This is a genomic window from Microbacterium deminutum (assembly GCF_039530205.1).
Lineage (GTDB): Bacteria > Actinomycetota > Actinomycetes > Actinomycetales > Microbacteriaceae > Microbacterium > Microbacterium deminutum.
On sequence record NZ_BAAAOG010000002.1, the window covers coordinates 455,791 to 474,130 of the forward strand.

Below are 18,340 nucleotides of genomic sequence, written 5' to 3' on the forward strand. Positions count from 1 at the left end.
GCTCGACTAGTCTGGCTTGTGTTCCATGCAGGGAGAGACCGTGACAGCAGAGCCGCGCGTGCTTTCGGGGCGCTATCGCGTCGACGAGGCCATCGGGCGCGGCGGCATGGCCGGTGTCTACCGCGGCTATGACCTGACGCTCGGCCGAGACGTCGCAATCAAGGTCCTCGACCGCGAGCTCGCGAGCGACAATGCCTTCCGCACTCGATTCCGCCTCGAGGCCCAGGCCGCCTCGCGCATGGCGCATCCCACTGTCGTGCGCGTCTACGACGCCGGCGAGGACTCCGAGACGGCTCCCGACGGCACCGTCCGCGCCGTGCCGTTCATCGTCATGGAGCTCGTGCGCGGCCGGCTCCTCAAGGACATCATCGCCGCCGGTCCGGTTCCCGTCGACGAGGCCATCCGCTACGTCGATGGCATCCTCGAGGCGCTGGAGTACTCGCACCGCGCGGGTGTGGTGCACCGCGACATCAAGCCGGGCAACGTGATGGTGACGGATGCCGGTCAGGTCAAGGTCATGGACTTCGGCATCGCCCGCGCCGTCTCGGACAGCTCGGCGACGGTGGCCGAGACGACCGCCATCATCGGCACCGCGGCGTACTTCTCGCCGGAACAGGCGAAGGGCGAGCCGGTCGATGCGCGAGCCGACCTGTACTCGACGGGGGTCGTCCTCTACGAGCTGCTCACCGGCAGAACGCCGTTCCGCGGCGAGTCGCCTGTCGCGGTGGCCTACCAGCATGTGAGCGAGGCGCCGGTGGCGCCATCGGAGATCAACGAGTCCGTGCCCCGCTCGCTCGACGCGGTCGTGCTTCGGGCCCTTGCGAAGGATCCGTTCCAGCGGTATCAGGATGCCGCGGCCTTCCGCGAGGCCGTCGATGCGACCGTCGGAGGGCGATCGCCGTCGAAGCGGCAGGTCGGTGCTCTCACGAGTGAGCTGTATGGTCCGAATCCGCGCCACGCCGCCGAGACGGCGCGGTCGCTGCGGCAGCTGAGCACCGATACGACGATGAAGCGCACACAGGCCGGGCCGCCTGTGGCGTGGATCTGGGCCGGAGTCGGCATCCTGGCCGTCCTGCTGGTGTCGGTGCTGTTCTGGGTCGTCTCGATCCATCCGAGCAGCGGGGTGCCGACCAACTCCAGGATCGTCCCCGATGTCTCGGGGATGACATACGACCGCGCGAACAGCGAGCTCGCGAAGCAGGATCTGCTGGCGCTGCGCGTGGATGAGGACAACGCCGCGGTGGCGGTCGGCAATGTCATCCGCACCGATCCGGATGCCGGAGCCTCCGTCAGCCCGCAGCAGGAAGTCCGCGTCTACGTCTCCAAAGGTCAGAAGATGTCGACGATGCCGAGGGTCGTCGGTCTCGGACAGGATGCCGCGAAGACCGCGCTGCACGAGGCCGGGCTCGCGCTCGGGACGATCGTCCCGCGCAATGATCCGGAACTGGCGGCCGGCACGGTGATGTCGGCCGACCAGACCGAGGGGGCCAAAGTAGCGAGCGGCACGGCGGTGAACCTGGTCGTCGCGTCCGGACGGGTCACGATCGTCGACGTGACGGGATACACCGTCGACGCGGCGACGCGACAGCTCGAGGATCTCGGTCTCACCGTGACGCCACAGGAGGACACCGGCTGCAAGGCCGCCGCGCCGCCGACCGTCGCCTCGCAGTCCCTCCGCCCCGGCGACGTCCCGATCCACTCGACGATCGTTCTGATCTACTGCTCCGGGCCGTAGCCGCCGTCACGCAATCCGCACGCGGCCCTCGCGGTGGGGGCTCAGCGCCGCGGATGCAGACGGGCGCCGCGGGCCGCGGCATCCATCTGTCCCGTGCTCTCGAGCCAGTTTCCGAGCAGACGGTGACCGCCTTCGGTGAGCACGCTCTCGGGATGGAACTGCACCCCGAGCACGGGTGCCGAGCGATGGGCGATGCCCATGATCACGCCGCTCTCGGTGCGGCTCGTCACGACGAGCTCCGCGGGCAGGCTCGCGGGCTCGACGGCGAGCGAGTGGTAGCGCGTCGCCACGAACGGGTTGGGCAGGCCGGCGTACAGCGGGCTCGCATCGTGCTCGACGAGCGAGGTCATCCCGTGCATGAGCTCGGGTGCATGATCCACTCTCGCGCCGAACGCCTCGGCGATCGCCTGGTGACCGAGACACACGCCGAGCAGCGGGATGCCGGCATCCGCCGCCGCCCGCACCACGGGGATCGACGCGCCGGCTTCGGCCGGCGCCCCCGGACCGGGTGACACGAGGACTCCCCGGTAGGCGCGGATCGCCTCCGCGGGATCGCGGATCGAGTCCGCCTCGACCAGGTCGCTGTCCGCCCCCAGCTCGTGCAGATATCCGACCAGGGTGTGGACGAAGCTGTCGTGGTTGTCGACGACCAGGATTCCTGCGCGACTCATCGCACCGCGAGGGATATCACTGGACCGTGACCTCCTGGGGGATCAGCAGCTCACTCAGCCATGGGAAGACGTAGAAGAACAGCCCGTACAGCACTGCTGCCGCGAGGATCGCCAGGATCAGTGCCCGAACCCACCACGGCCCGGGAAGGACCCGCCACAATGCCCCGTACATCACGCGGCCGCTTCGGTGGTGAGGGACAGCGGCGCGCCCGAGGCTCGCGGAGTGAACGAGTCGAAGACGGCGAAGCCGACGATCCGCTCGCTCATCGCGTACATCGGGCTGCAGCTGGTCATCGTCATGAAACGCATGCCGGCGGGCGCCGTCACGGCCTGCGGCACCGGAAGCAGGACCTCTCCGGCATCCGGATGCACGTACTCGAGCGTGCGGAACCGATACGTGTACCAGCCGCCCGGCGTCTCGATCACGATCGCGTCGCCGACATGCAGGTCGGCGAGACGGTTGAAGGGCTTGCCCCACGTCGTCCGGTGCGCGGCGACCGCGAAGTTGCCGACTTCGCCCGGCATGGAAGTGCCGGGGTAGTGGCCGACGCCGATGGGATCGAGCGTGCGCTCACGCGAGATGCCGCCCGCCATCGGAACGGCGTAGTCGGACCCGAAGCGGGGAATGTGCAGGATGCCGAAGACCTGGGCGTCCGCCGGCTGTGGAAGGACGACCGGCTCGGCGGTCGACGGTTCCGTGGTCGTGGGCGTGGGCGTGGGGGTCGGCGACGGCGAGACAGGGACGCGCGGGGGCACGTATTCCTGCGCCCAGGTGTGCGAGAGCTCCTGACCGACAGCGTTGCGCTGGGCGCCGTAGATGAGGTCCCCGAGCCACAGCTGCCACACCACGAACAGGAGCGTGATGACGCCCGCTGTGAGCAGAAGCTCGCCGATCACACCGATCGCGGACCCGGGACGACCAGATCCAGTCCGTCGACGCGCGGGGCTGACGGATGTCGCCTGGTCCGCGACGCTGCCGGTCCGCGATTCATCCACAGGGGGATTCTAGTCAGCGCAGGCTGTGCCCAGACTGGCAGATAGACTGTCGGCATGGCACGACCCGGCAAAGATGACGATTCGCTCGTTGAGCGCGCAGAAGGCGAGGCCGCACCCAACCCGGTGTGGTTCAAGCCGATCATGATCGGCTTGATGCTGGTCGGGCTGGTGTGGGTGCTGGTCTTCTACCTGAGCGGCATGCTGTACCCGATCCCGGGCATCGGCGCCTGGAACCTCGTCATCGGATTCGGAATCGCCTTCATCGGCTTCCTCATGACGACGCGCTGGCGATAGCCGAATTACACGTGTGTGATTCATCCCCATGTGTGGATGAACCTGTGGATAACTTGCCGCGACCCGGATCAATGCGAAGCGTTGATGCGGGGCGGGGCAAGGTTGAGTAGGCCGCGAAGCGGCCGTATCGAAACCTCCTCGCGGCCCTGATCCGTTCCGGCCGCGTCAGAAGTAGAAGACCGGCGGCACGAACAGCAGCGCCAACAGCCCCACCCCGACCGCGACCAGCAGCGCGATCTGCAGCCAGCGCCGAGCCGCGGAGCGCGTGCGTGTGAAGATGAACGCCACGAGCGCGCCCGTCACGAGCCCGCCCACGTGCGCCTGCCAGGCCACGTTGTTCCCGGGGATGAATCCGATGACGAGGTTGATCCCGAGCACGACGATGATCCCCGTGATGTTCGCCCCGATGTGGCGGCCGATCACCAGCAGGGCGCCGAAGAGGCCGAAGATGGCGCCCGACGCCCCGACGACCGGCGTCGTGAAGGCCAGCAGCGCGACGGCCACCGAACCGCCGAGAGCGCTCAACAGGTAGAGCGTCACGAACCGCCACCGCCCGAGCAGCGGTTCGAGGCTGCGACCGATCATCCAGAGCGCGAGCATGTTCAGCCCGACGTGCCAGAAGCCCGCGTGGACGATCGTGACGGTGAGCAGCCGCCACGGCTGGAAGACCCCTGACAGTTCGGGATACATCAGCGGCGCCAGGAACACCAGCTGATTCTGCAGAATCCCGCCGAAGCCGGGGATGAGCGTCAGGATGTACGCGGCCGTGGTGATCCCGATGATGGCGTATGTGGCGAGCGGTCGGGTGTCCCTGACCGCAACCGCGTACGGCCGTGCCGCCCGGCGCTCGGCCTTGACCTGCGCCGGGGACTGCGCCTTCTGCTGGTCTCGCAGGCACTCCGGGCAGATCACGCCGACGGCCGCCTGCGTCTGGCATTCCGGGCAGATCGTCCGCAGGCAGCGCTGGCACAGGACGAAGCTCTGCCGATCCGGATGCCGGTAGCAGAAGTTCTCGCGATTGCGGAGGAACCCGTCCGTGCTCACGGCCGTCTAGGCCGCGGCGATGTCGATCGACTGGATGACGACCGGCTCGATCGGGCGGTCGCCCGCGGCGGTGGGCACGTCGGCGATGGTGTCGACGACGGCCTTGGATGCGTCATCCGCCACCTCGCCGAAGATCGTGTGCTTGCCCTGCAGCCACTCCGGACCGCGACCGCCCTGACCCGGGACGGTGATGAAGAACTGCGATCCGTTGGTCCCTTCGACCTGGCCGGTGATGGCGTTGCGGCGAAGGCCGGCGTTCGCCATCGCGAGCTTGTACGGGGCCGTGAAGGTGAGCTCGCTGTTGATCTCGTCGTTGAAGTTGTAGCCCGGTCCGCCGGTACCCTGACCGAGCGGGTCGCCGCCCTGGATCATGAATCCCGAGATGATGCGGTGGAAGACGACGTCTTTGTAGAGCGGGCCTTCGCCCGGCTTGCCCGTCGCGGGGTGGGTCCACGAGCCCGACCCGTCCGAGAGCCCGACGAAGTTCTGGACGGTGCGAGGAGCGTGGTCTCCGAAGAGATTGACGACGATGTCGCCGTAGTTGGTGTGCAGGGTGGCGACAGCGGTGGGAATAGGCATGGCTACATTCTTTCAGAGTTCTGTGCAACCCCTCCCGTCTCCGGCTGCGTCTGACAGTATGGGGAAGAACCACGTCCCCGGTCGATTGGGAGGGCCCCGTGAGCCTCAGCCGCAAGCGCAAGAAGGAACTCCGCAAGCTTCAGTCGCAGGCCAACAACCTGTGGGAGGCCCAGCAGGTGCTGGTGGGCCAAGCCGCGTCCGTCGCCCGTGAGGCGAGCCGCCAGCTCGGGCACCTCGGACGAGAGCAGGTCGCCCCCCAGATGCAGGAGACCTACGGCAAGTACGCCGCGCCGTACGTCGACAAGGGCGTCAAGATGTCCAAGCAGGTCCTCAACGATCGCGTCGTGCCCGCAGCGGGCGCCGTGGTCGGCTCGGCTCTCTCGGTCTGGGACGCAGCCCTCGACCAGCGTGCCAAGTTCACCTCCGGCAACGGCATCACGCTCCCGAAGTCGTTCGCGAAGGCCGCCCCGGTTCCGGTCAAGTCCGGCATCGGCGCCAGCGGAATCATTGCGATCATCCTGGGCGTCGCCGCAGCGTTGGGAATCCTCTACGCCGCGTGGCAGACGCTCCGAGCCGACGACGAGCTGTGGGTCGCAGATGACCCGCTGCGCGCCCCGGATGCCTGATCCGCTCCACCGTGTAAGAGAAGCGGCATCCGCTCGCGGGCTCACGATCGAGATCCGCGAGCGGCCGTTCGCGAACAGCCTCGCCGAGGCGGCGGCCCTGCTGGGAATCCCGCCCGCCGGGATCGTCAAGACGCTCGTCGTCAAGCGCAGCGATGACACCTACCTGTTCGCGCTGGTGCCCGGTGACCGTGCCATCTCGTGGCCCAAGCTGAGGGCGATCGTCGGTGTCAACAAGCTCCAGCTTCCCGACTCCGAGCGCGCTCTCGCGGCGACCGGATACGAGCGCGGCACCATCGTGCCCATCGGCAGCAGCCATGACTGGCCGATCTACGCCGACGAGCTCATCGCCGGCCAGCGGATCGCGATGGGAGCCGGTGCCCACGGGTACAGCCTCTTCGTGGATGCCGACGACCTCATCGCCGCCTATGGAGCGACCATCGCCGACATCTCGCAGCCGATCGGATGATGGCATCGGCGGTCACTCGAGGTCGGCCATCTCCATGCCGATGTCCACGAGCTTCACGCGCTGCAGCCCTCGGATGCTGGTCAGCGGAAACCATTCGGCGCGGTCGGTCGACCCGTTCATCTCGTTCCGGAGTCGTCCGCCGGTGATCCGCGCCCGATAGATGATGCGCAGCGCATGCAGGGGTTCGGTGGCACCCTCGGTGAGGCGGCGACCCACGGGGATGACGCGAGAGTGGATGCCGAGCAGCTCCTCGATCGCGACCTTGTATCCGGTCTCTTCCCTCACTTCGCGGCGGGCCGCGCGATCCGGGTCCTCACCCGGTTCGAGACCCCCGCCCGGAAGCGTCCACGCGGCGCGGCGACCCTCGTTCCAGTGCGCCAGGAGCACCCGGTCCTCCGCGTCGGTGATGACCGCATACGCCGCGACGCGCATGTCCATGCGGCTCAGCCTAGGGCCGGCGGCCCCGTCGCCGGGGATAGAGTGCCGCGCAGGAGGCGAAACCGTGAGCGGTGGTGCGGCGAACGAGCCGATCGAGGTGGCGGATGCCGTGCCCTCACTGCTCGACGGCGCGATGACGACACGCACGGTCAGGATCGCGATGATCGTCGCGTGGTTGCGGCCGGGCTGGTCCCTCTTCGTCGCGCAGACGGTGGACCCGTGACCGTGGCCGCTGCGGCGGCCGTCGTCGCGCTCGTCTCGGGCACTGTGACGACCACGCTGATCGTCATCCTTCACTTCGTCGAACCTGAATACGACCCGTCGTGGCGGATGATCAGCGAGTACTCGCTCGGACGTCACGGGTGGCTCATGCGAGTCGCCTTCATCGCCATGGCCGTCAGTCCCGCCGCGATCTGCGTCGCGCTGTGGCCGTCCGGGGGTGGCTGGACGATCGGGCTCGCGATCGTCGCGCTGGGTGCGCTCGGGGCCGCGTTCGTGGATGCCGACCCCATCATGACTCCGCGCACAGCCGCCACCCGGGTCGGTCGGGTGCACACGGTGCTGGGGAGCCTGTGCATCATCGGATTCCCCATCGCAGCGCTGACGTCGGGAATCGGGTCGGCGAGTGCCCTCGGCTGGACGCTGGCGATCGCGTCGCTCGTTCCGTGGGCCGGGCTGACGTGGTTCCTCGTGGTCTCGGCGTCTGCGCATGGGCTCGCCGGCTCGCCGCAGGTGCGAGTGGGGTGGCCGGACCGCGCCTGCCTCGTCGGCTACTTCGCCTGGGTTGCGCTGGCCGCCGCTCAGGTGCTGTCGTCGTGACAGCGAGAAGGGCGCCGGCTGTGAACCGGCGCCCTCCTCGTATTGCACCCAGGTGGTGATCTCGACTCATGTCGTCCGGGCGGACGACGAGCGTCAGGTGATCAGGCCTGGAGGGCGCCGACCTTCGGTGCCTCGGCGCCACGCGTCGTTGCGCGGCGCTCGCGGTACCGGCCGACGGCGATCACGATCGCTCCGATCCCGACCAGGGCGGCGGTGAGGACCGCGATGTAGGTGAAGGCCGACATCCATCCACCGGCGCCGTGCGGGTCCAGGAACGGGTACGGGTACCACCACGGGGTGGCGCCGGACGGATCGGGTGTCAGTTCACCGCGAACCATCGTGTACAGGATCCAGACGACCGGGTAGCCGATCAGCACCGACAGGCTCCACCACGGCAGGCCCCGGCGCCGCGTCGCGAACACCAGGTCGACGAGCAGATACAGCGGCAGGACGACGTGCAGCACCTCGGTTGCATACGAGTCCATGACCGCGATCCCGGGTGAGTCGCTGAGCGCCGCTCCGGAAGGAGCGCCGCGCAGCAGGACATTGAACACGACGCCGAGCAGGATGACCGGCCCGGTGACGCCCGCGATGCCCAGTGCGACACCGAACGGTTCCCGGGACGACCCGGGGTGCTGCATCGACCAGACTGCGGCAGCCGTCAGCGCGCCGACGGTGAGGATCGCCGAGACGATCGTGAACATGCTGAAGTAGTTCGCGAGGACAAGACCCAGATCCTGTCCCTGGCGCGTGGCGCGATCGACATTGACGATATACCCCGCGCCCACGCCCGAAAGCGCCGTGGCCGCTGCCCCCAGCCTCAACCATGACCAGTACATGATTACCCTCTCTGTCGAACTTCTCTGTTCGACTTGTTGTGAGGCCGGTTTAGTGCCCCGCACCCTGCGTGACGCAGAAGTCTGTCGCCAGGGATGCGGGGATGGCTCACAAGGGAGGATCCGCTTTGTGTACTACCTACAGCATGTCCACCAATTGGGGGACGATGTATACAAGCTCAGGTATATGTTGCGAGGGGAATCCGCTGATCGGACTGAGGAATACGGCTCTGATCAGGGAAATAGTGTGGAGCCTAGGAGATTCGAACTCCTGACATCCTGCTTGCAAAGCAGGCGCTCTACCAACTGAGCTAAGGCCCCGGGCTGTGTGGCGGTGGCGGACTTCGTCCGCTCAAACAGACTCGATCGGCTCGGCGGCGGATGCACGCATCCGCCACGTCGCCTGTGGGGCTACCAGGACTTGAACCTGGGACCTCTTCATTATCAGTGAAGCGCTCTAACCGCCTGAGCTATAGCCCCGATCGCTGCGACGCTGTGCGTCGGCAACCTCCAAGACTTTACCCGACGCGCGTCGTTTTCACGAATCCGGGATGCCGCGGCATCCGTCTCGGAGTGCTTGACTGAGCGGGTGGTCGATACGCCCCATGCCGACGAAGCCCACACGCCCGGACTCGGGCAGAGGTTGAACTGGCTGCGCGCCGGCGTGCTCGGCGCGAACGACGGAATCGTGTCGGTCGCGGCTCTCGTCGTAGGCGTCGCCGGCGCGACCGACCAACTGGGCCCGATCCTGACCGCGGGCATTGCGGGACTCGTCGGTGGGGCGATCTCGATGGCGCTCGGCGAGTATGTCTCGGTCAGCAGCCAGCGTGACAGCGAGCGAGCGCTCATCACCAAGGAGATCGGCGAGCTGCGGGAGATGCCCGACGAGGAACTCGAGGAGCTGACCCAGCTCTACCGCGATCGGGGACTGACGGATGCCACAGCACGCCAGGTCGCGAAAGAGCTGACCGCGCACGACGCTCTGTCGGCGCACCTCGAGGTCGAGCTCGGAATCGACCAGAACGACCTCGTCAATCCGTGGCATGCGGCGATCTCATCCGCGATCTCGTTCACTCTCGGCGCGCTGCTTCCGCTGCTCGCGATCCTCCTCCCGCCACCGGCGTGGCGGGTGCCCGTGACGTTCGTCGCTGTATTGATCGCCCTCGCCATCACAGGCACGGTGTCCGCGCAGCTGGGCGGGTCGGGCAAGTCGCGCGCGGCGATCCGTCTCGTCCTCGGTGGCGCACTGGCGCTCGCCGTGACCTGGTTGGTCGGGTCACTGCTCGGCACGACGGTCGCCTGACGCCGCGGGTTCCGGGTATGCGCCCGTCGGTCAGTTCGACGTGAAACCGACCAGCAGGCCGCCGGTGACCTTGACCGCGAGGTTGTAGATCCCGGCGATGACGGCACCGAGCACGGTGACGACCACGAGGTTGAGGATCGCGACGATCGCCGAGAATGCGAGCACCTGAGGAAGGCTCACGAACTGCGACAGCACGAAGCTGCCGTCTGAGAAGCTTCCGAAGAAGGCGTCGGCCTTGGCGATCAGGCCCGTCGTCTGAACGACGAGGTACACCATGACGAACGCGACGACCGTCACGATCGCGATCGCGATCGCCGCGAGGAAGGAGAGCTTCACGGCGGACCAGAAGTCGATGTACACGAGGCGCAGGCGAACCTGCTTGGCGCTGGTGCGGTGGCTGGATTTCTTCGCGAGCTTGTCGGCTACGGTGCTCATGCGTCAGTACTCTCTTCGGGGGTGATGGAGGCGTCGGGCGCTTCGACGGGCTCGGGGACACTGGACTCGGGGGCCGGATCAGGATCGGCCGCCTCGGGTGTGTCAGCCAGGCCACGCTCGCCGTTGCGTGCGATCGCGATGATGCGGTCGTCGTCATCGGCGCGGGCGAAAACGACACCCATGGTGTCGCGACCCTTGGCAGGGACCTCGGCCACGGCAGAGCGTACCACCTTGCCGCTGGAGAGAACCACCAAGACCTCGTCATCCTCGCTGACGATCAAGCCCCCCGCCAGGTCGCCGCGATCCTCGCTCAACCGGGCGACCTTGATGCCGAGTCCGCCCCGGCTCTGACCGCGATACTGCCCCACGGCGGTGCGTTTCGCGTATCCCCCCTCGGTCACCACGAAGACGAATCCATCGTCCCTGACGACTGAGGCCGACAGCAGGCTGTCCGTCGATCGGAACGACATCCCCTTCACACCCTCGGTGGAGCGTCCCATCGGCCGCAGCGCGTCGTCCGTGGCGGTGAACCGCAGCGACATGCCGCGCCGGCTGATGAGCAGGATGTCGTCACCCTCGTCGACCAGCAGAGCACTGACCACCTCGTCGTCTTCGCGCAGCTTGATGGCGATGACCCCACCCTGACGGTTCGTGTCGTACTCGGTGAGGTGCGTCTTCTTGACCAATCCGCCGCGGGTGGCGAGGACGAGGTAGGTCGCGACGGAGTAGTCCCGTATGTCGAGGATCTGCGCGATCTCTTCGTCGGGCTGGAGCGCCAAGAGGTTCGCGACGTGCTGTCCCTTGGCGTCGCGCCCCGCTTCCGGCACTTCGTACGTCTTGCAGCGGTAGACCCGGCCCTTCGTCGTGAAGAACAGCAGCCAGTGGTGCGTGGTCGTGACGAAGAAGTGCTCGACGACGTCATCCGCGCGCAGCTGCGCACCCTTGACGCCGCGGCCGCCGCGGTGCTGCTGGCGGTAGTTGTCGCTGCGCGTGCGTTTGATGTAGCCGTCTCGGGTGACGGTGAGCACCATCTCCTCTTCGGGGATGAGATCCTCGACGGACATGTCACCGCCGAAGCCCTGCAGGATCTCGGTGCGACGGTCGTCTCCGAAGCGGTCGACGATCGAGGTGAGCTCCTCGCGGATGATCGCGCGCTGGCGCGACTCGTCAGCCAGGATCGCCTTGAAGTCAGTGATCTGAGTTTCGAGATCGTTCGCCTCATCGAGGATCTTCTGCCGCTCCAGCGCCGCAAGGCGCCGCAGCTGCATCTGCAGGATCGCGTCGGCCTGCACATCGTCGATGTCGAGCAGCGCCTTGAGTCCTTCGCGCGCGTCTTCGACGGTCGGCGACCGGCGGATGAGGGCGATGACCTCGTCGAGGGCATCCAGTGCCTTGAGGTACGCGCGCAGGATGTGCATGCGCTCCTCGGCCTTGCGGAGGCGATAGCGCGTGCGCCGGACGATGACCTCGATCTGGTGGTCGATCCAGTGTGTGATGAATCCATCGAGGGGCAGGGTGCGCGGAACGCCGTCCACGATCGCGAGCATGTTCGCGCCGAAGTTCTCCTGCAGCTGCGTGTGCTTGTACAGGTTGTTCAGCACGACCTTGGCGACGGCATCCCGCTTCAGCACGATCACGAGCCGCTGACCCGTGCGATCCGACGTCTCGTCGCGGATGTCGGCGATCCCGGTGATCTTGCCCTCCCGGGCGAGGTCGCTGATCTTGACCGCGACGTTGTCGGGGTTGACCTGGTAGGGCAGTTCGGTGATGACCAGGCAGGTGCGACCCTGGATCTCTTCGACGTTGACGACGGCGCGCATCGTGATCGAGCCGCGACCGGTGCGGTACGCGTCCTTGATGCCCCGCGTGCCGAGGATCTGAGCGCGGGTGGGAAAGTCCGGTCCGGGAATCCGCTCCATGAGGGCTTCCAGCAGCTCCTCGCGTGAAGCGCCGGGGTTCTCGAGAGACCACAGGGCACCGGCCGACACCTCCCGCAGATTGTGCGGCGGGATGTTGGTTGCCATGCCGACCGCGATGCCGACCGAGCCGTTCACCAGGAGGTTCGGGAAGCGCGCCGGCAGAACGGTCGGCTCCTGCGTCTGGCCGTCGTAGTTGTCCTGGAAGTCGACGGTGTCCTCTTCGATGTCGCGCACCATCTCGAGCGCGAGCGGGGCCATCTTCGTCTCGGTGTACCGGGGCGCGGCCGCGCCCTGGTTGCCCGGGGAGCCGAAGTTTCCTTGACCCTGCGCCAGCGGGTAGCGCAGCGACCACGGCTGGACCAGGCGCACGAGGGCGTCGTAGATGGGGGCGTCGCCGTGCGGGTGGTAATGCCCCATGACCTCGCCGACGACACGCGCACACTTCGAGAACGACTTGTCGGGGCGGAACCCTCCGTCGTACATGCCGTAGATGACTCGGCGGTGCACCGGCTTGAGGCCGTCGCGGACATCTGGCAGTGCACGCCCGACGATGACGCTCATCGCGTAGTCGAGATAGCTACGCTGCATCTCGGACTGCAGGTCGACCTGGTCGATCTTGCCGTGATCGTGTACGGGCGTCAGGTCGGGGCGGTCTTCGTCAGTCATTCGTTTCTCTCCATGCCACGCGTTCCGTCTCGCTCCGCTCGCTCAAACGACCGGTTGAGGTCTCGGCGTCGAGCGAGGAGCGAAGCGACGAGACGAAACGCATTGAGTTCTGTTAGATGTCGAGGAACCGGACGTCTTTCGCGTTGCGCTGGATGAATCCGCGCCGCGACTCCACGTCTTCGCCCATGAGGATGGTGAAGATCTCATCCGCGGCGGCGGCATCCTCGATCGTGACCTGCTTGAGGGTGCGGGTCTGGCGGTCCATCGTGGTCTCCCAGAGCTCCTTGGGGTTCATCTCGCCGAGACCCTTGTAGCGCTGGATCCCGTTGTCCTTCGGGATCCGCTTGCCGGCGGCCACGCCGTCGGCCAGGAGTGCGTCGCGCTCCCGGTCGCTGAAGACGTACTCGTGGGGCGCATTCGACCACTTCAGCCGGTACAGCGGCGGCTGCGCGAGATACACGAACCCCGCCTCGATGAGTCCGCGCATGTACCGGAACAGCAGGGTGAGCAGCAGCGTGGTGATGTGCTGACCGTCGACATCGGCATCCGCCATCAGCACGATCTTGTGATACCGCGCCTTCTCGATGTCGAAGTCCTCGCCGATGCCGGTGCCGAAGGCCTGGATCATGGCCTGCACCTCGCGGTTGCCGAGTGCCCGGTCGAGGCGGGCACGCTCGACATTCAGGATCTTGCCGCGCAGAGCCAGGATCGCCTGGGTGTGCGGGTCTCGGCCCTGCACGGCGGAGCCGCCGGCCGAGTCACCCTCGACGAGGAAGATCTCGCTGATCGACGGATCCTTCGACGTGCAGTCCTTCAGCTTGTCGGGCATCGCCGCCGACTCGAACACGCTCTTGCGGCGCGCGGTCTCGCGGGCCTTCCGGGCCGCGAGGCGGGCTGTCGCCGCATCGATGGCTTTGCGCACGACATTCTTCGCCTGCACCGGATTGCGGTCGAACCAGTCCCCGAGCCGGTCGCCCACGACCTTCTGCACGAACGCCTTGGCCTCGGTGTTGCCGAGCTTCGTCTTGGTCTGGCCCTCGAACTGCGGCTCGGACAGCTTGATCGAGATGACGGCGGTGAGGCCCTCGCGGACGTCGTCGCCCGATAGGTTCTCGTCCCGCTCCTTCAGCAGGTTCTGCGCCCGCGCATACTTGTTGACGAGCGTCGTCAGGGCCGCCCGGAATCCCTCTTCATGGGTGCCGCCCTCATGTGTGTTGATCGTGTTCGCGTACGTGAACACGTTCTCGGTGTAGCTCGTCGTCCACTGCATGGCGACCTCGAGCGCGATCTTGCGGTCGGTGTCCTCGGATTCGAAGTCGATGACCTCGTCGTTGACGTGCTCGGCCTTTCGGACCTTGTTGAGGTATTCGACGTAGTCGACGAGCCCGCGCTCATAGAGAAACCTGTCGTTCCGCTGCTGCAGGACGACCTGCCCGGGCTCGGTCTCCTCCTCGTAGGCCGAGGACGGCCGCTCATCGCGCAGGTCGATGCGGAGGCCCTTGTTGAGGAATGCCATCTGCTGGAAGCGCGTGCGCAGTGTCTCGTACTCGAAGTCCGTCGTCTCGAAGATCGTGGCGTCCGGCCAGAACGTGATGGTCGTTCCGGTCTCGTCGCTCTCTTCCGCGCGCTCGAGCGGAGCATCCGGGACACCGCCGTTGCTGTAAGACTGCCGCCACACGTAGCCCTGGCGCTTGACCTCGACTTCCAGCCGGCTGGAAAGGGCGTTCACGACGGACGAGCCGACACCGTGCAGGCCGCCCGAGACGGCATATCCGCCGCCGCCGAACTTTCCGCCGGCGTGCAGCACCGTCAGCACGACCTCGACGGTCGACTTGCCTTCCGTCTTGTGCATGTCGACGGGGATGCCGCGGCCATTGTCGACGCAGCGGACGGCGCCGTCGGGCAGGATCGTCACCACGATCCTGTCGCAGTAGCCCGCCAGGGCCTCATCGACCGAGTTGTCGACGATCTCCTGCACGAGATGATGGAGCCCGCGAGGACCCGTCGAGCCGATGTACATGCCCGGTCGCTTGCGAACGGCCTCCAAGCCCTCGAGCACCTGGATGTCGTCTGCCCCGTAGCCGTTCGGGATCCTTCCAGCGGGTTGCGATTCGGGTTCCTCGGAAACGCTTTCGGGGTTCAGGGACGTCATAGGTTTCGAGCGCTCCAGATCTGTCAGCGGGGACGCTTACAGTCTACCAAGTCGCACCCTCTCCCCAGGCCTCTGCGCCATTCTGACGCGCGGAAATGGGCTCGGAGGGTATCTGACATCCCTCAGCCGTAGGTATCGCGCGGACCACGCCCTGGAATCGTTCTGGGACCCCATTTCCAGGAGGGAACGTCCGGGCCGATGAACCGGATCACCTGCACCCCCGCGTCGGGGAAGCGCCGGATGATCTCCGACAGGATGTGAGAGCGCATCAGCTGGAGCTGTTTCGCCCATGCCGTCGAGTCGGATTGGACGGTCAGCGTGCCCTCCGAGAAGGCGACCGGCCGCGTGTGCCGGGCGGTGTCATCGCCCGCCACTTCGGACCACGCGCGAACGACATCCTCGCGCGCCAGCTGCGTGTCCCATCCCTCCTCGCGGGTGAGGTCGGCGAGCACATCGCCGAAGCCCCGCGGGTCGCGCCCCGGAGTGAATGGTGCGTTCTCGTCGTCCTCGTAGCGCCGTCGCCGTCTGCGGAACGACCGCGCCGACGGCTCGAGCCCGCGCAGTCGCAGATATGTCGCGATCGTCTCGGGCACGGGGGAGCCGGCGTCGTTTGGGCGCTCGGGAGCAGATGCGGATTCAGACATCCGCCGCCTCCAGGATCGTCCCCGCCTCGACGCGCACCGTCCGCGCACGCAATGCCATGGGTACATCCTCCTCGACCGCGGCTGTGACGACCACCTGTTCGTATCCGCCGACGAGTTCGGCGAGCCGTGACCGGCGGCCAGCGTCGAGTTCGGCGAACACGTCATCGAGGATGAGCACAGGGTCGCCGAGCTGCGACTCGGCGCGGAGCAGCTCTGCGGAAGCCAGTCGCAGCGCGAGCGCGATAGACCACGACTCGCCATGCGACGCGTATCCGCGCACCGGAAGTCCGCGCACGCGGAGCACGAGGTCATCGCGGTGGGGGCCGACGAGGGTGAGACCGCGGTCGAGCTCGGCGGCCCGGCGAGCAGCGAGCGCGTGGCGGAACAGGTCGTCGATGCGTGTGGATGCGGCATCCCCCGCCGGCGCGTCGGCGCCGTCCTCAGGATCTGCTCCGCTCACCGACAGCGCCCACTCGATCTCGGGGTGATGGTCGGCGCCCGCGATGGCCGCATAGGCGCGGGCGATCGGTGCGGCCAGCTCGGCGGCGAGCGTGAGCCGCGCCTCGATCACCTCGGTGCCGAGGACGACGAGCTTGTCGTCCCACACATCGAGCGTGGAGAGCGCATCTCCGCGGATCCCGCGCACTCTCGCCGACTTGAGCAGAGCAGTCCGCTGCTTCACCACTCGGTCGTAGTCGGCGAGCACGCCGGCGAGGCGGGGGGTGCGCTGGACGAGCAGCTGATCGGCGAATCGTCGGCGCCCGCTCGGGTCGCCGCGAACGATCTGCAGGTCCTCCGGCGCGAAGAGCACGACCTGTGCGTGTCTCGGCAGTTCAGCCGGCTTGACCGGGACGCCGTTCACCCTGGCCTTATTCGATCCCTGCCGGTTGAGCTGAACCTCGAGCAGCACCCGCCGCTCGCCATGGGCGAGGCGGGCACGGATGATCGCCGCGTCCGCGCCGTCGCGCACCATCGGAGCGTCCGACGACACCCGATGCGACCCGAGAGTCGCGAAGAACGCGATCGCCTCCGCCAGGTTCGTCTTTCCCTGGCCGTTGCGGCCGACGAACACGTTCGGACCCGCCCCGAGCACGACGTCGGCGACCGCATAGTTGCGGAAGTCGACGAGGCTCAGCTGCTCCACGATCACGGGTCAACCCTAGTCAGCGGCGCCGACCCCGACTTCGGTGAGTTCCCGTCATCCTGCCCCCGGTCGTTGAGCGAGCGAAGCGAGGCGAAACGCGCCGAATCATCACGGAACGCCCGGCGCGTTTCGACTCGGTCGCTGCGCTCCCTCGCTCAACGACCGGTACCTCGTCCCTCCCGTCGCCCGCGTCCACGCGGGGTGGGACTAGCGAAGCAGGAGGTTGGGCTGCAGCAGGTACTTGAACGAGTCGGCGCCGGACTTGTCGACCGAGGTCTGCGGGGTGATCAGGACCGGGCTCAGCTTGTTCGCGTTCTCGCTCGAGGTGAACGTGATCCGCGCGAACTCGCTGCGCACCGCGCCGAGCGACTCGAGGAGGTACTGAGGGTTGAGGCCGAGCGTCACATCGTCGCCGATGAGGTGCGCGTCGACGGATTCCGATGCCCTCGCCTGCTCGGTGCCCGAGGCATCCATCGAGACACTGTCGGTCGAGAACGTGAAGCGCAGCGGAGCGGACCGATCGAGCACGAGCGACACGCGACGCACCGCCTCGGCGAGTTCACTCGTGTTCACGATCGCGTGATGCTCGGTCTGCTGGGGGAACAGGCGCCGCACCGGCGGGAAGTTGCCCTTGATCAGCAGCGAGGTCACCGTCTTGTTGCCGGCGGTGAAGGCGATGATCTCGCGGTCGCCCGACCCGGAGAAGGCGATCGAGATGTCGCCGCCGTGCGCGAACGTCTTGCCCACCTCGATGAGGGTTCGCGCCGGCACGAGCGCCGTCGTCGACTCCTCGCCGTTCGTGGTGCCGCCATCCCACGGGATCTCGCGCAATGCCACGCGGTACCGGTCGGTCGCGACGAGGCTGAGGCTCACACCGGTCACCTCGAGCTGAACGCCGGTGAGCACGGGGGTGACATCGTCGCGCGACGCGGCGAAGGCGACCTGCGCGATCGCCGTCGCGAAGTCCTCGCCTGGAACGAGCCCGGAGTCGCCCGAGACCTCGGGAATGGCGGGGTACTCCTGCACCGGCATGGCGGCGAGGGTGAAGCGCGCCGATCCACAGCTCAGGACGATCCCGCCGTCTTCGTCGACCTCGATCTGGACGGGCGCGTTGGGCAGCCGGCTTGCGATCTCTGAGAGCAGGCGGCCGTGGACCAGGATCGTCCCTGGCTCATCGACGGTCGCCTCGATCGTGGTGCGGGCGGATGCCTCGTAATCGAAGGCCGCCAGGGACAGTCCGGAATCGGATGCCTCGATCAGCACGCCTGCGAGGATCGGCTGCGGATTTCGCTGCGGCAGGAGCTTGACGACGAACGACACGGCTTCGCTGAAGACATCGCGATTGACGTGGAACCTCACGGACGCTCCCTTGACATCGGGTTGGGCCTTCTCATGCTAGTGCCAGGCTCTGTCGTTGCCGGCGTCCCTGCGACAATCGGCATCCGATCCGGTTCGCGGGCCGTCGAGGTGATCGGATTCCCCCTTCATCAATCTCTCTGTCATGGTGTTAACCCCTGTGGAAAGTGTGGATAACCAACGACGACCCAAGCGAGACAGGGAAACCACAACCGTG

20 protein-coding genes and 2 tRNA genes are annotated in these 18,340 nt (G+C 67.1%); 7 read left to right on the top strand and 15 right to left on the bottom strand.

Features of this window, described 5'->3' with window-relative positions:
• The first annotated feature begins 25 nt into the window (after nt 1-25).
• A complete protein-coding gene (gene pknB / locus ABD212_RS08290; protein ID WP_344093283.1) occupies nt 26-1,735 on the top strand; it encodes a Stk1 family PASTA domain-containing Ser/Thr kinase in 1,710 nt (569 codons plus the stop codon).
• A gap of 41 nt (nt 1,736-1,776) precedes the next feature.
• Here the strand turns inward: pknB and ABD212_RS08295 are convergent, their stop codons facing one another.
• Genes ABD212_RS08295 through ABD212_RS08305 form a run of 3 tightly spaced genes read right to left on the bottom strand, consistent with a single transcriptional unit; the run spans nt 1,777 to nt 3,402 of the window.
• Entirely contained in the window at nt 1,777-2,406 is a 630-nt protein-coding gene (locus ABD212_RS08295; protein ID WP_344093285.1) for an anthranilate synthase component II, read from the bottom strand.
• A gap of 16 nt (nt 2,407-2,422) precedes the next feature.
• Complete coding sequence (locus ABD212_RS08300) at nt 2,423-2,578, bottom strand: hypothetical protein (protein ID WP_344093287.1); 156 nt, start codon at nt 2,576-2,578, stop codon at nt 2,423-2,425.
• Nucleotides 2,578-3,402: a class E sortase gene (locus ABD212_RS08305; RefSeq protein WP_344093289.1), complete on the bottom strand. Its 825-nt coding sequence runs from the start codon at nt 3,400-3,402 to the stop codon at nt 2,578-2,580. Before ABD212_RS08305 ends, ABD212_RS08300 begins: the two co-directional genes overlap by 1 nt.
• Before the next feature lie 54 nt (nt 3,403-3,456).
• On the opposite strand from ABD212_RS08305, the gene ABD212_RS08310 reads away from it, so the two are divergent.
• Nucleotides 3,457-3,696, top strand: a complete 240-nt coding sequence (locus ABD212_RS08310) for a cell division protein CrgA (RefSeq protein ID WP_344093291.1) — start codon at nt 3,457-3,459, stop codon at nt 3,694-3,696.
• 165 nt (nt 3,697-3,861) lie between these two features.
• On the opposite strand, the gene ABD212_RS08315 is transcribed toward ABD212_RS08310, so the two are convergent.
• On the bottom strand, nt 3,862-4,740 hold the full coding sequence (locus ABD212_RS08315) for a rhomboid family intramembrane serine protease (protein WP_344093293.1): 879 nt from the start codon (nt 4,738-4,740) through the stop codon (nt 3,862-3,864).
• Nucleotides 4,741-4,746: 6 nt separating this feature from the next.
• The gene (locus ABD212_RS08320) at nt 4,747-5,319 is read right to left on the bottom strand and encodes a peptidylprolyl isomerase (protein WP_344093295.1); all 573 of its coding nucleotides are present in this window, start codon (nt 5,317-5,319) and stop codon (nt 4,747-4,749) included.
• Nucleotides 5,320-5,417: 98 nt separating this feature from the next.
• On the opposite strand from ABD212_RS08320, the gene ABD212_RS08325 reads away from it, so the two are divergent.
• Together ABD212_RS08325 and ABD212_RS08330 are read left to right on the top strand one after the other, a co-directional pair.
• Nucleotides 5,418-5,945, top strand: a complete 528-nt coding sequence (locus ABD212_RS08325; protein WP_344093297.1) for a DNA helicase — start codon at nt 5,418-5,420, stop codon at nt 5,943-5,945.
• A complete protein-coding gene (locus ABD212_RS08330; protein WP_344093299.1) occupies nt 5,938-6,411 on the top strand; it encodes an aminoacyl-tRNA deacylase in 474 nt (157 codons plus the stop codon). The genes ABD212_RS08325 and ABD212_RS08330 overlap by 8 nt, the downstream gene beginning before the upstream one ends.
• Before the next feature lie 12 nt (nt 6,412-6,423).
• On the opposite strand, the gene ABD212_RS08335 is transcribed toward ABD212_RS08330, so the two are convergent.
• A complete protein-coding gene (locus ABD212_RS08335) occupies nt 6,424-6,849 on the bottom strand; it encodes an NUDIX hydrolase (protein WP_344093301.1) in 426 nt (141 codons plus the stop codon).
• Nucleotides 6,850-6,913: 64 nt separating this feature from the next.
• On the opposite strand from ABD212_RS08335, the gene ABD212_RS08340 reads away from it, so the two are divergent.
• The gene (locus ABD212_RS08340; protein ID WP_344093304.1) at nt 6,914-7,072 is read left to right on the top strand and encodes a hypothetical protein; all 159 of its coding nucleotides are present in this window, start codon (nt 6,914-6,916) and stop codon (nt 7,070-7,072) included.
• Nucleotides 7,069-7,668 carry a DUF998 domain-containing protein gene (locus tag ABD212_RS08345; protein WP_344093306.1) on the top strand — a complete coding sequence of 200 codons (600 nt, stop codon included), beginning with the start codon at nt 7,069-7,071 and terminating at the stop codon, nt 7,666-7,668. The genes ABD212_RS08340 and ABD212_RS08345 overlap by 4 nt, the downstream gene beginning before the upstream one ends.
• Before the next feature lie 101 nt (nt 7,669-7,769).
• Here the strand turns inward: ABD212_RS08345 and ABD212_RS08350 are convergent, their stop codons facing one another.
• The 3 genes from ABD212_RS08350 to ABD212_RS08360 form a co-directional block, all read right to left on the bottom strand.
• Nucleotides 7,770-8,507: a Pr6Pr family membrane protein gene (locus ABD212_RS08350; protein ID WP_344093309.1), complete on the bottom strand. Its 738-nt coding sequence runs from the start codon at nt 8,505-8,507 to the stop codon at nt 7,770-7,772.
• A gap of 245 nt (nt 8,508-8,752) precedes the next feature.
• Nucleotides 8,753-8,825: transfer RNA gene (locus tag ABD212_RS08355), tRNA-Ala, on the bottom strand.
• Between the two features lie 85 nt (nt 8,826-8,910).
• Nucleotides 8,911-8,984: transfer RNA gene (locus ABD212_RS08360), tRNA-Ile, on the bottom strand.
• Nucleotides 8,985-9,093: 109 nt separating this feature from the next.
• Between ABD212_RS08360 and ABD212_RS08365 the strand changes: the two genes are divergently transcribed.
• Entirely contained in the window at nt 9,094-9,807 is a 714-nt protein-coding gene (locus ABD212_RS08365) for a VIT1/CCC1 transporter family protein (RefSeq protein ID WP_344093311.1), read from the top strand.
• Between the two features lie 30 nt (nt 9,808-9,837).
• On the opposite strand, the gene ABD212_RS08370 is transcribed toward ABD212_RS08365, so the two are convergent.
• From ABD212_RS08370 to dnaN, 6 genes are all read right to left on the bottom strand, one after another.
• Nucleotides 9,838-10,242, bottom strand: a complete 405-nt coding sequence (locus ABD212_RS08370) for a DUF3566 domain-containing protein (protein ID WP_344093313.1) — start codon at nt 10,240-10,242, stop codon at nt 9,838-9,840.
• Complete coding sequence (gene gyrA / locus ABD212_RS08375) at nt 10,239-12,827, bottom strand: DNA gyrase subunit A (protein WP_344093314.1); 2,589 nt, start codon at nt 12,825-12,827, stop codon at nt 10,239-10,241. Before gyrA ends, ABD212_RS08370 begins: the two co-directional genes overlap by 4 nt.
• Nucleotides 12,828-12,939: 112 nt before the next feature.
• On the bottom strand, nt 12,940-14,979 hold the full coding sequence (gene gyrB, locus ABD212_RS08380) for a DNA topoisomerase (ATP-hydrolyzing) subunit B (protein ID WP_344093316.1): 2,040 nt from the start codon (nt 14,977-14,979) through the stop codon (nt 12,940-12,942).
• Nucleotides 14,980-15,101: 122 nt separating this feature from the next.
• A complete protein-coding gene (locus ABD212_RS08385) occupies nt 15,102-15,623 on the bottom strand; it encodes a DciA family protein (protein WP_344093319.1) in 522 nt (173 codons plus the stop codon).
• Nucleotides 15,616-16,773 (bottom strand): DNA replication/repair protein RecF, encoded by a 1,158-nt coding sequence (recF, locus tag ABD212_RS08390; protein ID WP_344093321.1) that lies wholly within the window; start codon nt 16,771-16,773, stop codon nt 15,616-15,618. Before recF ends, ABD212_RS08385 begins: the two co-directional genes overlap by 8 nt.
• A 201-nt stretch (nt 16,774-16,974) precedes the next feature.
• Nucleotides 16,975-18,126: a DNA polymerase III subunit beta gene (dnaN, locus tag ABD212_RS08395; protein ID WP_344093323.1), complete on the bottom strand. Its 1,152-nt coding sequence runs from the start codon at nt 18,124-18,126 to the stop codon at nt 16,975-16,977.
• Nucleotides 18,127-18,340 lie beyond the last annotated feature (214 nt).

Coding starts and splice junctions, on each gene's coding strand:
- pknB (WP_344093283.1), top strand. CDS start 26: ATGCAGGGAGAGACCGTGACAGCAGAGCCGCGCGTGCTTTCGGGGCGC.
- ABD212_RS08295 (WP_344093285.1), bottom strand. CDS start 2,406: ATGAGTCGCGCAGGAATCCTGGTCGTCGACAACCACGACAGCTTCGTC.
- ABD212_RS08300 (WP_344093287.1), bottom strand. CDS start 2,578: ATGTACGGGGCATTGTGGCGGGTCCTTCCCGGGCCGTGGTGGGTTCGG.
- ABD212_RS08310 (WP_344093291.1), top strand. CDS start 3,457: ATGGCACGACCCGGCAAAGATGACGATTCGCTCGTTGAGCGCGCAGAA.
- ABD212_RS08320 (WP_344093295.1), bottom strand. CDS start 5,319: ATGCCTATTCCCACCGCTGTCGCCACCCTGCACACCAACTACGGCGAC.
- ABD212_RS08330 (WP_344093299.1), top strand. CDS start 5,938: ATGCCTGATCCGCTCCACCGTGTAAGAGAAGCGGCATCCGCTCGCGGG.
- ABD212_RS08335 (WP_344093301.1), bottom strand. CDS start 6,849: ATGGACATGCGCGTCGCGGCGTATGCGGTCATCACCGACGCGGAGGAC.
- ABD212_RS08350 (WP_344093309.1), bottom strand. CDS start 8,507: ATGTACTGGTCATGGTTGAGGCTGGGGGCAGCGGCCACGGCGCTTTCG.
- ABD212_RS08370 (WP_344093313.1), bottom strand. CDS start 10,242: ATGAGCACCGTAGCCGACAAGCTCGCGAAGAAATCCAGCCACCGCACC.
- gyrA (WP_344093314.1), bottom strand. CDS start 12,827: ATGACTGACGAAGACCGCCCCGACCTGACGCCCGTACACGATCACGGC.
- gyrB (WP_344093316.1), bottom strand. CDS start 14,979: ATGACGTCCCTGAACCCCGAAAGCGTTTCCGAGGAACCCGAATCGCAA.
- ABD212_RS08385 (WP_344093319.1), bottom strand. CDS start 15,623: ATGTCTGAATCCGCATCTGCTCCCGAGCGCCCAAACGACGCCGGCTCC.